The sequence below is a fragment of the Alteromonas sp. CNT1-28 genome (assembly GCF_022348345.1).
GTDB lineage: Bacteria > Pseudomonadota > Gammaproteobacteria > Enterobacterales > Alteromonadaceae > Alteromonas > Alteromonas macleodii.
This window is the reverse complement of the sequence record NZ_JAKREZ010000017.1, coordinates 72,829-85,257: the sequence shown is the minus strand read 5'-3', so window position 1 is coordinate 85,257 and position 12,429 is coordinate 72,829. Positions and strand designations below refer to the sequence as shown.

Genomic DNA, 12,429 nt, shown 5'->3' with positions numbered 1-12,429 from the left:
TTGTGGTGCTCCCAAAAAGAGAGCATATGATCATAGCCAGACCAGGTCGTCAACTAACAGTTAAATTTGATCAAATAATGTTCGCGATCTCGCCCTGATATGCGGATTAGACATCTAACAATTTTACTCGCCGTTGCCAGCGTTCTACTTAGTGCCTGCACACCTTCACAACCTACAAACAAAATTCTGATCAGTGGTCCTTTTGAACCAGTCAATAACGACCCGGCAAGTACCGGCTACATGTTTACGCGAATGCAAATTCTGGAAACTCTCATAGACGTGGATAACCAAGGTCAGCTTATCCCAGGACTTGCTAGCTCATGGTCAAATGATGAGGACTTTACTGTTTGGACATTTAATTTACGTCCTGATGTGTATTTTCATGACGGCACGTTAATGACCGCCGACGCCGTCTACAAAAGCCTTTCGGTCGCGTTTGGTAAACCAACGCCATTTTCAAAAGATATGATCGCCAACATGGAGGTGGTATCAGAATATTCTATCAAGTTCACCTTGAACCAAAGTTACCGTCCTTTCCCTTCCCTGTTAAGTAATTATGCAACTGCGATCGTGGCACCTGCTACCTTCGGCAAGTTCAATCGAATTAAAACCTTAATAGGTACAGGCCCCTATCAGATTACGCACTTTGAACCACCCCACAATATTACAACCACACGCTTCGACAATTATTGGGGCGAGCCCGCTGTTATTGAAAACGTTGAGTACGTAACGGGTCACCGCTCTGAAACGCGGGCGCTTATGGTACGAACGGGGCAAGCAGATATTGTGTACAACCTCGACCCTGCCGCGGTTAGCATGTTGCGCACTGACTCTAACGTAAACGTGTTTAGCGACAGGATCCCTCGCACCACTTTAGTTAAGTTAAATAGCGGCCATCCTATCCTCTCAGATGTAAAAGTAAGGCAGGCACTGAGTTTAGCGATTGACAGAAAAGGCATTGCATCTGGCGTAATGCGTATATCGAATATCTCTGCTGATCAGCTATTTGGCCCAAATATTCGAGACTGGCATATTCGTTCTACTACAGATAATGCTACCAATACTATTTCAATGAGTGACGCTGACAATAATCCAACAATTAAAAATAGCGTTGAAAACGGCGACTTATTATTAAATAGGAAAAAAGCGGCACAGCTGCTAACCGACGCGGGATGGTTAGTGGGTGAGGATGGCGTGCGCTACAAAGATGGCTCACCTTTAACGCTTGATATGATTACCTATGCCAATCGCCCAGAACTCATTACCATTGCCACGGCAATTCAAGATCAGTGGGCTAGCATTGGAGTGAAGCTCTCTGTCCATATGGAAAATGTAAGTGCCATTCCTTCAGGGCATGCTGATGGTACATTGCAAACTGCACTTATGGCGCGTAACTTTGCTAACATCCCAGACCCTCTCGGTATAATGCTGGCTGACTTTTCTTCAAAAGAAGGCGGCGATTGGGGGCCAATGAACTGGCAAAATGAAAAAGTGTTTAGCGATTTAAAGACCTTGAGTCACACCACGGATGAACACGCTTACAAATCGTTGATATCATCAATTATGCAAGAAGTTCAGCAAGACGTTCCTCTTATCCCCGTTATGTACTATGTGCAGCAAACGGCGACATCTAGCCGACTAAGAAACTTCAGCTTCGACCCTTACGAGCGTTCTTTTCGCGTATCTCAAATGAGAATAGCCCCATAATAATGAGAAAGATCCTACTTCAACGGCTGCTTCAAGCTGTACTGATGGCGTGGAGTGTAGGCACACTCACATTTATTATAACCCGTTCACTACCTGGAGATATGGCTTACAAAATAGCGGCTGGCCGCTACGGTGACGATGCGGTAAGTACAAGTGCCGCTAACGCCGTAGCAGAAGAACTTGGTCTGCACAGAAGCGCTTTCGAGCAGTACGTCAGCTGGATGACTGATTTAGCCTCTCTGGATTTAGGCAATAGCTTGGTCACGGGTGCCCCCATTGTTGTTGAGCTACAAAATCAGCTTTCTTACACCCTTGTTCTCGCTGGACTCGCTATTCTGGTATCCGCATTAATTGCGTTTCCTCTCGGAATTTATAGCGGCATCAGAAGCGCTCGAAAAAGTGAAAATACTCCTAAGAGCCGTGCTTCTCTTTTTGATAAAACAGCATTAGTACTTTCCACGTTCGTGCGCTCTCAACCGGTCTTTTGCTTGGGGCTAATTCTCATCTTTATTTTTGCACTAGAGCTCAACTGGCTACCAGTTGCGGGCTCTTCAGGCTTTGTTTATACCATATTACCTGTAATGACCTTAGGGTTAAGCCTGGCGGCTATATCAAACCGCGTAATTCGCAATAGTACTGTTAATGCGGTTCAATCAGGTTATTTCCATTTCGCCAAGATAAAAGGGTTAAGCGCTCTAGAGGCGTTTAGGTGCCATGCTCTACCTAACGTTGTAATACCTGCTCTAGCCTTCATGGGCATACAGCTTATCGGGTTAATTGAAGGCGTAATTATGATTGAAAGCCTTTTTGCTTGGCCCGGCATAGGACACGGACTTTCCCATGCTGTCTTTGCCCGCGACATCACTATGTTACAAGGCACAGCTTTGCTGATGGGCATGTTATTCGTATTGGTCAACACACTAGTCGATTTAAGTCAGTATGCACTCGACCCAAGGGTGAGGGAAAATCGAGGACATAGCCAATGAAGACACCCGCCTTACCTGTTGAAAAATTGATTGGCTTTTCACTTTTGATGCTGCTCTTATTACTTGCGTTGGGCGAGCCTGTTCTATTGGGAACAAACGGTAATCAACAAAATTTAAAGCAAGTGCTCGAAGCCCCAAGTGCGCAACATTGGTTAGGTACAGATCAGTTCGGACGCGACATGTTAGCCAGAATCTCAGAGGGTCTGCGCATATCACTTTCTCTCGCTGCACTGTGTGTACTAAGTTCATCAATCATTGGCGTGCTAACGGGCGTAATTGCAGCGTGGTGTAGAGGTTGGGTAGATACGACGTTGAATTTCATTGCCAATACAATATTGGCGCTCCCCGGACTGGTACTTATTCTTCTTTTCGCGGCGCTAGTACCAGGCTCTTTCATTATGCTGTATTTAGCCATTTCCTTAGTACTGGCCGTCGAGTACTTCAGGCTGGTACGTGCTATCACTCTACCAGTAGTGACAGGCCCTGCACTGGAAAACTCTGCGCTAATGGGTTTTCCAAAACGCTATTTATTTAGTAAGCATATATGGCCCGCCATTCGACAAGACGTGTTATCACTTGCTGCTTTTGGTGCCTCCTCCTCAATTATCGCCATGGCATCGGTGGGCTTCGTTTATGTTGGTTTAAAACCACCCAGCCCTGAGCTTGGGCTGATGATAGTTGAGCTCTTTCCATACTATCACGAAGCACCTTGGCTGCTCGCACAACCTATTTCCACCCTATTCGTTCTCGTACTGGGCTTTCACTTACTTTCTGCGAAGAGTGACAAAACACCTCGTTTAAATAAGTTCATTTTTGACAGCAGCAGTAGACTATCAAAGAGTGATGCATTGGAGCGCAAACTGTGAGCCAATACATTGCTATTGAACACTTATCAATTTACGCGCAAGACACCATTATTGTAGAGGATCTATCCCTTAACCTTGAACAAGGCGAGACACTGACTATATTGGGTGAAACCGGGGCAGGTAAAAGTCTGCTAGCGCAAGCAATTATGGGCGACTTACCACCTGCACTGAGGGTTACGGGAAATGTTCTGGTAAACGGTGTAGATATGCTTCGTGCCAACCTACGTGAATGTGAACAATTGTGGGGGCGAGACATTGCTATGCTGCCGCAAGAGCCATGGCATTCTCTAAGCCCAATGATGAAAATTCGCCAGCAAGTCGCCGAAGTTTTTCGGTTTACATTGGGTAACGGTGCTCGCGAAGCACAAAAGAGTGCGAAGACACAGCTAGAAAACCTGGCTCTTAAAGACGACAGTGATAAGGTCCCTTCTCAACTTTCCGGTGGAATGGCACAGCGTGTTGCTTTTGCCTGTGCATCAGCGACTAATGCACCTTTATTTCTAGCCGACGAACCCACAAAAGGGCTAGATGCCGGACGCAAACATCATATTATTGAGCAACTAAAGCAAAAAGCTAACGACGGTACGCTACTTACCATTACGCACGATGTTTCAGTGGCAGAGGCACTGGGTGGTAAATGTATGGTGCTTAAAAACGGGAAACTGGTTGAAACAGGTGATACCCGCAAGATACTGTCCTCCCCGTCTTCAAACTATACCAAAACCCTTATTGCGTCGGCTCCGCAACACTGGACGGCTACCACAAAAAAAACGCATAGGTTTGCACCGCTGGTATCGGTGAATGATCTCACAATTATGAGAGGTAACCGTACACTATTTACTGGCCTTAGTTTTTCTTTAGGGGAAGGCGAAATTGTCGGGCTTTGTGGTGATAGCGGCAGTGGAAAAACGTCTCTAGGTGATGCTCTACTTGGGCTTCTACCCTATCAAGGCAATATTGCGTTTCATACGCTTTTACACCGTTATCAAACCCTAAAGCTGTATCAAGATCCCCCCAGTTCATTTGCCGATCACACTACGCTTAAATCATTGATTGATGACGTAATAAAGCTTCACAAGGTGTCTAAAAAGCGTGCCGATTTACTTTCATCTCAACTAGGCCTTAACCAGCGATTGTTTGAGCGCAGCGCCTCTGAGGTAAGTGGAGGTGAGCTTCAACGCATTGCATTGCTGCGCGCGCTGCTACTAAAGCCCAAGCTACTTATAGCTGACGAGACAACATCTAGGCTCGACCCCATTACAAGTAAGGCAATTACTCACTTACTTGTCGATCAATGCAGAGAAGAAAATTGCACGGTGCTCTTTATCAGCCACGATAGAACACAGCTAGAAAAAGTCTGTGACCGCGTCATTGACCTTCAGACTCTCACAACACCAAAAGCCGTTATATAACGGCTTTTGGAAGACAAGATTCAGGGCTCTTTCGTGTGTTTATACGCAAACCGTAGCCGCGAATGAACTAAAAAGTCACGATTTCATCATCAATAAGATGACCAACAGCCTGACTCTGCTCAGCATCGACAAAGGCGCTATCAATCGCGCTAAAGCGCGCCGTAGTGACCTTTCGATAATTCGGGTGGGTATAAATATAAGTTTGCTCTGACTGAAGCGCCTCTATCACGCGTTCAGCTAGCACAGAGACATCGATTCCCGACTCTACTGCTTTAGTGGCTGCTTGAGCTCCGGCTTTAAGCTTCTCTTTATCAATGCGTTTTTCAGCGGCTACTGCATATTTTTGCTGCCTATTTCTATACGACTCGTGAATGCGGGTTTTCACGAATGCTGGACACAATACAGAAGTATGGATTCCAAAAGGTTTCAGTTCTGGTACCCAGCTTTCCGTCATAGAGACAACCGCAGCCTTTGATGCGCAATAGGCCGCCGCATATGGCATGCCCATCATTCCTGCCATCGACGCCACGTTTAGCACCCAACCTCCTTCGCCGTGCTCTTTAATAGCTGGCACGCATGCTTGTGCGCCATAGAGTACGCCCATAACGTTGACGTCCATTACCCAGCGCCAGGTCTCATGCTCCGAATCTTCAACTTTCCCCGGCGTACCGCCAACGCCAGCATTATTGATGACCATATGAACCTTGCCAAACTTCTCTTTGGCGTTAGCTACAATATCTTCCCACTGAGCGTAATCGGTAACATCAAGGGCGCAAGTCAATACATCGAAACCTTTCTCACGTAAGTCGTTACCCGATTCGGTTAATGCAGCATTATCAATATCGCCCATGACGATATTCATACCCTGCCTTGCCAATGCCTCTGCCAGCGCTAACCCTATGCCGCCAGCGGCGCCAGAAATAATAGCGGTCTTACCCGTAAATTCGTTAGACATCTTACTCTCCTGTTATTGTTATTGCGCCGCGGGCCCTTTGGGAAAGCCATTTCAATGAGGAGTTTGCAATCGCCTATCTCACTCAACTAGCGCTTATCTACACACCTAGATTAGGGGTAACAGGATGGGGAAAATACTTTATTTGGCTAATTTGAATAGCTTCATGAAATTAATAAGTCAGGTTAAACGTACAGGCGGGGCAAATAAAAAAGGGCAGTGACTAACCCTGCCCTTTGCTTGAATAGACTATCTCTTGCCCGTGGTCAGTTCGTTTACTTCGCCGGCATAACATAAACCTCGCGAACGCAGGCTGACTCTTCTGCGTTTAGGGCAAACAATACCGATTTTGCGATATCCGCTGGCTGAAGCTTATCTTCCTTAGGCTCATCGAAAAATGGCGTATTCACCATGCCAGGGCAGATAGTTGTACAGCGGCCGCCCCACTCGCGCATTTCTTCTGCGAGGTTCTGACCGAAACCATAAGCAAACCACTTACTTGCCCCATATACAGAGCCTTTCAGGGCTATTCGACCGGCGACCGAAGACGTAATAATGAAGTGGCCTTGCGTATCGCGCAGGTACGGCAATCCGGTTTTTGCGGTATAAAGTAGTCCATTTACGTTTGCGCCCAGCATGCCATCCCAGTCATCTACGTCCCCCTTTTCAATGCCGGCGGCTTTCGCGCCGCGCCCTGCATTGGCGAAAATGCCGTCAATACGACCGAAATGTTCGCTTACCTGTTTAAACGCCTTATCTAACTCATTAAAGTCGCTTACGTCAGCTTTTACAGCGAACGCAACATCATTGCCAAGCTCTTCGACTAAGGCACGCAGTTTGTCCTCACTTCTTGCTAAAAGGGCAACGTTAAAACCGTTATTTACCAGTTGCTTTGCCGTTTCTTTGCCAATGCCGCTGGAAGCCCCCGTTATCGCGATAACCTTTTTATTTGTAGCTGCGGTGGACATACACTTCCTCCTTTTTACTGGGCAACCATTTCACTAATTTTGTTTACGAAAGCTGGAATATCATCTGGGTTTCTACTAGTGACTAGTTTTGAGTGGGTCACCACTTCTTTATCAACCCAGGTCGCACCAGCATTTTTGAGATCTGTTTGGATACTAGGAAACGAAGTGAGTGTTGCACCTTTCGCTAACCCAGACTCCACCAGCAACCATGGACCATGACAGATAGCACCTATAGCTTTAATACTTGCCGCGCTGTTTGCACTTTTGATGAAGGCAACAGCATCTTCATTGGTACGCAGCACATCGGGATTGATTTGACCGCCGGGTAGCACAAGGGCATCGTAATCTTCAGGGTTTACAGACGTAACTTGTTTATCAACGTTAATTTCTTTTCCCCAGTTGTCTTCGTCCCATGCTTTAATTGTTGTCTGATCATCAATAGATAGCACATCAACGTCAGCACCTTGCTCAATAAACTTGTCTCTTGGTTGAATCAACTCGCTTTGCTCAAAACCATTAGTTGCCAAAATAGCGATTTTTTTGACTTTAAGGTTTTGGGTGTTGCTCATAATGTTCACTCCTTTTGAAAGACGAAATGTAAAACTAGTAAAAGCAGGGGTCGCCACACGACGAGAATAACTGTCCGCCTACCACCTTTAGCAAATCCCATCAGGTGAACGCGTTAGTTTGTGCATGGCATAACCTAGCTCTTACTATCTAGCTAGGATGCTTTTGGAGGTGCAAATTACAAACCACCCAAACCAACAAACGTAAGCCATTGAATGAATTACAATAAATGAAAAAACAACATTTTCATCAACATTGATAGTCACGCACATATTCAGATTTTGTGAACGATTTACAGAGCTTCTTTCTCGCTCCTTTTTTAAGTTGATGTAAGCCGACAGCGAAGTTTTCATGTATCAAGCTTTAAGAGTTCTATCGATTAGGCAAAACATGAGGACACATGAGCAAGGAACGTTTCAACCACGCTAAATCTGCATTCGAGCTTTCTTTGAAAAGTTGGTGGAGTATTTCAAAGCGTATTTTCACTAGCCTGCAAAAAGACAACATTCCTCTTATCTCTGCTGGCGTTGCCTTTTACTGCTTGCTGGCTATCTTCCCACTATTAGGGGCAACTATTGCCTTGTATGGGCTTGTTGTCTCTCCCGATGAACTGCAACGCCACATGGCATTGCTGGTAAACGTGGTGCCAAATGACAGTCGCTACATCATTGAAGAACAGCTTAAAAATTTAACTGAGAAGTCGAATACTGCATTAGGCTGGAGTTTTTTATTTACTCTGCTCTTGTCACTGTGGAGCAGTAGCAAAGGCGCCAACGCACTGATAAAAGCATGCAACATTACCTATAGCGAGGCGGAAGGAAGAGGCTTTTTCAAAGGTATTCTAGCGCGCATTACGTGCACCATATTTATGATCCTTACCGTAATTGTGTCCCTCGCCTGCATCACCATTTTACCCGAAGCAATAAACTGGATGACGTCAAGTGCCCTTAGTACCGAGCAAGCCATGTGGGTGACTTGGCCAGTTATGCTGGCCTTATTTAATATTGCGCTTTCAGCCCTATACCGATATGCCCCTCACCGAAGAGAAGCCCAGTGGCGCTGGGTGACACCGGGTTCAGTTTTTGCCACCTTATTATGGGTAGTAGCCTCGTATGGCTTTTCGATATACCTCAATGAATTTGGAAGCTACAACAAAACCTACGGATCCGTTGGGGGCATTATTATTTTGCTTATGTGGCTGTACTTAACCGCGTATATCATTCTAATTGGTGCAGAGGTAAACTCGTCGATAGAGCTACAAACCTCCGCGGACAGTACGGTAGGAGAAGATAAACCTATGGGCGAAAGAAACGCATTTGTGGCAGATCATACACCGGATGATTTAAGGCGCTAATGCTTAAACTATCTAAGGCGCATGCACTATCTAGCAGCGCCTTCCTCACCATCAATTTTTAGCATCTTTACGAGCATTTCTTTTCATTTTACCTATATCAGAATTTGCCTCATATTCGCGCCGCGAAATTATCTTCTCTTTCCTTTAATGTAAGGCATTACCTTGGACAACACCCTTATCCCGCCAGCCAAAGCGCGGGTTTCTGTTCCCGTTATTGCGCTGGGTATTTACGCAGTTGCGTCTGGCTATTTGATGAGTCTGATCCCACTAATGCTCAGCCATTACAACCTAGACACGGCTATCGCCAGTTGGCTGGCTAGCAGCTTTTACGCTGGACTACTAGTGGGTGCCCTTAGTATTGAACCGTTGGTAACCCGCGTTGGTTACAAGCACGGTTTTGCGCTGTGTTTAGGCGTACTATTACTAACTATTGTAGTAATGCCTTTGTTTGCTCACACCGCAGTTTGGCTTGTGGCTCGGTTAGTGGCTGGCGTTGCTGTAGCGGGTGTATTTGTTATCGTAGAGTCGTGGCTTTTACACGGCGACGAAGCTGATAGAGCCAAACGTTTAGGCTTATACATGGGCGCACTTTACGGGGGAAGTTCTTTAGGTCAGTTAGGTATTGGCGCTATTGGCGTAGGCGGCATGCTTCCTTTTGCTGCCATTTTCACCATGTTGATTTTAGCCATTGGCGTACTTTTGTTTGCAAAGAGCGAACAGCCTGAATCTTCCCACAGTACGCCACTGTCGCTAAAGCAAATATCGAAACTAAATCATGCCGCAATTATTGGTTGCATAGTGTCAGGCTTAACCCTAGGTGCCATTTACGGCTTAATGCCCCTTGAACTATTAAACCGCGGCATTGCTCATGACGATTTGGGTAGCTTAATGGCCTTAATTATTTTAGGCGCTATGGCAGTTCAACCTTTAATTCCTGCGTTATCCAAGTAGTTAGGCCGCACGTTACTCATGGCACTATTTTGTTTACTGGGTGTCGCCGCCATAACATTAACCGCAGCGGTTAGTGGTATATACGCTTTGGGAGCGGGTCTGTTTCTATTAGGTATGGCAATATTTGCCCTATACCCAGTGGCAATAAATCTCGCCTGCGACAAACTCGATGCTAGCTTCATTGTATGCGCCACACAGGTCATGCTTTTCAGCTATAGCGTGGGTTCAGTAGTAGGCCCACTTATTGCCGATAACTTTTTAGTCGGCCCTCAAGGGTTGATGGGTTACTTATTTGCGTGCTTACTTGCTACCAGTATTTATATGCTGATAGCCAGTGTTAAAACCAAAGGTCGCGCCATGGCAGGCGAGTAACACCTTCGCCACCATTGCCCATTAGATTGCCATAATCTCTGTTCACAATTCGCCCTATTCAGGGCGCTTAATGGTAAGTGTCGATACTAAAGCGAGCTTACCTGATGCTATTTTCCAAAACACCCAAACGGGATTATTTAACGCCTGCCAATACTCACAAACCTTGGTTTAGGGAACGGCAACATGCAGCCAAGCCGCGTAATCACAGGTTGCTTATCCTTACTTCCTTCCTCTGCTTTTTGCTTGGCATAGTAGTTAGCCCGCTAAGTCGCGCTGAGTCTGGCGAATTGATGCTGCAAAGCGTGGACGGTGAGTATTCCCCCGCTCTATTGCATTCAACTGACGTGGATTTACAGGTGAATGGCATGATTGCGCACGTTACCTATTCTCAAAAATTCACTAACACTAGGAATGAATGGAAGCATGCTGTGTATACCTTTCCGCTTAATGAAAACGCGGCGATTAACAGTATGGAAATGCTAATAGGAGACAGAATAATCCGGGGGCAAATTAAGCCGAAGGCAGAAGCGAAAGAAGCATTTGAAGCGGCCAAAAAAGCGGGAAAGAAAGCCAGTTTAACAGAGCAACAACGCCCAAATTTATTTACTCAGCAGGTCGCGAATATAGCGCCGGGTGAGGAAATAACGGTGACACTTCAGTACGTCCAACAGGTAGACTACCGCGATGGAAAATTTACTTTTCACTTGCCTACTACGCTCACTCCTCGCTATTCGCCCGGCATTCCCCTAAATCAGTTTAACGAGAATACAGTGGCTGAAATATCAGGTACAGGTTGGGGAGAACCCACAGATCAGGTACCCGATGCCAGAGCTATCACGCCTTATATGAGAGAAGGCAATGAAGGCCCGCAACTTACGTTCAACGCAACACTAAATACTGGTTTAACGCTTAATAGCGTCACTAGCAGAAATCACCGTGTGAATTGGTCAGAATCCACAGGTAATTATCTTGTCACCTTTAATCAAAGCAATATCAAAATGGACCGAGACATTTGGCTAGAGTGGCAGCCTTCGCCCTCTAGTGCACCACAAGCAGCTATTTTCACTGAATCAAAAGATCAGCATGACTACGCCCTTGTTATGCTAATGCCGCCACAAGTGAAGAGCCAAGATTTACAGGATTTTGATCGCGATATCACCTTCGTTATCGACACGTCAGGCTCTATGGGAGGTCGGCCAATTGTCGACGCAAAAGAGAGTTTACAATTAGCGATAGACCGCTTGAGTGAGAAAGACCGATTTAATGTTGTAGCATTTAACAATGACACCACGCGTTTGTTTGAAACCTCGGTAGAGGGAACAACACGAAACAAGCAATATGCGAGGAACTTTGTAAAGCACCTCAATGCAGGGGGCGGCACTGAAATGGCACCAGCGCTTAATGCCGCACTTAAACCCACGACAGCTGAAAACTTTATAAAACAAGTTGTCTTTATCACCGATGGGGCGGTAGGCAATGAAGCTGCATTGTTCTCGCAAATAAAGAACGAACTGGGTGATGCGCGCCTTTTTACAGTAGGCATAGGCAGCGCGCCCAATAGTTATTTTATGACCCGAGCCGCTCAGTTTGGTCGCGGAAGCTATGTATTTGTTAGCAATACTGCAGATATTAAACAGCAAATGGATAGCTTGCTTTATAAGTTAGAAAGCCCTGTGTTGAGTAATTTAAGCCTCACTCTACCAGCTGGCTATGCACAGTCAGCAGAGATTTACCCTTCTAAGATCCCTGATTTATACGCGGGAGTACCTTTGCTCTTGAATGTGAAACTGCCTCATAACGCCGGTACAAGCGGAAAAATAACCCTTAAAGGCACACTAGTAGACAAGCAGGGCACCACTCGCGAGTGGACCAGTTCGGTAGCAATATCGCCAACGTCGACAGGTTCTACCCAACACATTGGCGTAGCGACTGCGTGGGCAAGAAAGAAAGTGGCGGCGTTAATGGATGAAAAAGCGTTAGGGCGAAATGTAGATGAAGTAAAACAGGACATTCTTGCTGTAGCCCTGCCCCATAAACTTATAACAGAGTTCACCAGCTTCGTTGCTATTGAAGAAAAAATAGCAAATACACAGCGCATACCTTCTTCCACCGAAAACGTAAGAAACTTAATGCCACAGGGAACGCAATTCAGACAAATCAGTTACCCCCAAACCGCAGCGGGTGTATCTGAACATGTCGTATTAGGCATGATTGCCATGCTTTTATTGTCGCTTTTTCACAGCATCGCCTTTTTGCGAAACAAAGGGGGAACGAGGTTAGCACCTTAGGCTCAT

The 12,429-nt window shown here is 45.9% G+C and carries 9 protein-coding genes and 1 pseudogene; 7 read left to right on the top strand and 3 right to left on the bottom strand.

Annotation, left to right across the window (positions count from 1 at the left end):
- Positions 1 to 99: 99 nt before the first annotated feature.
- Genes MHN02_RS12520 through MHN02_RS21825 form a run of 4 tightly spaced genes read left to right on the top strand, consistent with a single transcriptional unit; the run spans position 100 to position 4,971 of the window.
- The gene (locus MHN02_RS12520) at positions 100 to 1,707 is read left to right on the top strand and encodes an ABC transporter substrate-binding protein (protein WP_239246439.1); all 1,608 of its coding nucleotides are present in this window, start codon (positions 100 to 102) and stop codon (positions 1,705 to 1,707) included.
- Positions 1,708 to 1,709: 2 nt separating this feature from the next.
- Complete coding sequence (locus MHN02_RS12515) at positions 1,710 to 2,693, top strand: ABC transporter permease (protein ID WP_239246437.1); 984 nt, start codon at positions 1,710 to 1,712, stop codon at positions 2,691 to 2,693.
- Positions 2,690 to 3,559: an ABC transporter permease gene (locus MHN02_RS12510; protein WP_239246435.1), complete on the top strand. Its 870-nt coding sequence runs from the start codon at positions 2,690 to 2,692 to the stop codon at positions 3,557 to 3,559. The genes MHN02_RS12515 and MHN02_RS12510 overlap by 4 nt, the downstream gene beginning before the upstream one ends.
- Positions 3,556 to 4,971, top strand: a complete 1,416-nt coding sequence (locus tag MHN02_RS21825) for an ATP-binding cassette domain-containing protein (RefSeq protein ID WP_239246433.1) — start codon at positions 3,556 to 3,558, stop codon at positions 4,969 to 4,971. The genes MHN02_RS12510 and MHN02_RS21825 overlap by 4 nt, the downstream gene beginning before the upstream one ends.
- Positions 4,972 to 5,038: 67 nt before the next feature.
- On the opposite strand, the gene MHN02_RS12500 is transcribed toward MHN02_RS21825, so the two are convergent.
- The 3 genes from MHN02_RS12500 to MHN02_RS12490 form a co-directional block, all read right to left on the bottom strand.
- The gene (locus tag MHN02_RS12500; RefSeq protein WP_239246431.1) at positions 5,039 to 5,926 is read right to left on the bottom strand and encodes an SDR family NAD(P)-dependent oxidoreductase; all 888 of its coding nucleotides are present in this window, start codon (positions 5,924 to 5,926) and stop codon (positions 5,039 to 5,041) included.
- A gap of 272 nt (positions 5,927 to 6,198) precedes the next feature.
- Positions 6,199 to 6,891 (bottom strand): SDR family oxidoreductase, encoded by a 693-nt coding sequence (locus MHN02_RS12495; RefSeq protein WP_239246429.1) that lies wholly within the window; start codon positions 6,889 to 6,891, stop codon positions 6,199 to 6,201.
- Between the two features lie 14 nt (positions 6,892 to 6,905).
- Positions 6,906 to 7,460, bottom strand: a complete 555-nt coding sequence (locus MHN02_RS12490) for a type 1 glutamine amidotransferase domain-containing protein (protein ID WP_239246427.1) — start codon at positions 7,458 to 7,460, stop codon at positions 6,906 to 6,908.
- 398 nt (positions 7,461 to 7,858) lie between these two features.
- Between MHN02_RS12490 and MHN02_RS12485 the strand changes: the two genes are divergently transcribed.
- The 3 genes and pseudogenes from MHN02_RS12485 (at position 7,859) to MHN02_RS12475 (ending at position 12,423) form a co-directional block, all read left to right on the top strand.
- Positions 7,859 to 8,812, top strand: coding sequence for a YihY/virulence factor BrkB family protein (locus MHN02_RS12485; RefSeq protein WP_014979950.1), 954 nt, complete (start codon positions 7,859 to 7,861; stop codon positions 8,810 to 8,812).
- Positions 8,813 to 8,974: 162 nt separating this feature from the next.
- Positions 8,975 to 10,135 (top strand): annotated as a pseudogene (locus MHN02_RS12480) (MFS transporter).
- Positions 10,136 to 10,239: 104 nt separating this feature from the next.
- A complete protein-coding gene (locus tag MHN02_RS12475; RefSeq protein WP_171337803.1) occupies positions 10,240 to 12,423 on the top strand; it encodes a marine proteobacterial sortase target protein in 2,184 nt (727 codons plus the stop codon).
- Positions 12,424 to 12,429: the final 6 nt, after the last annotated feature.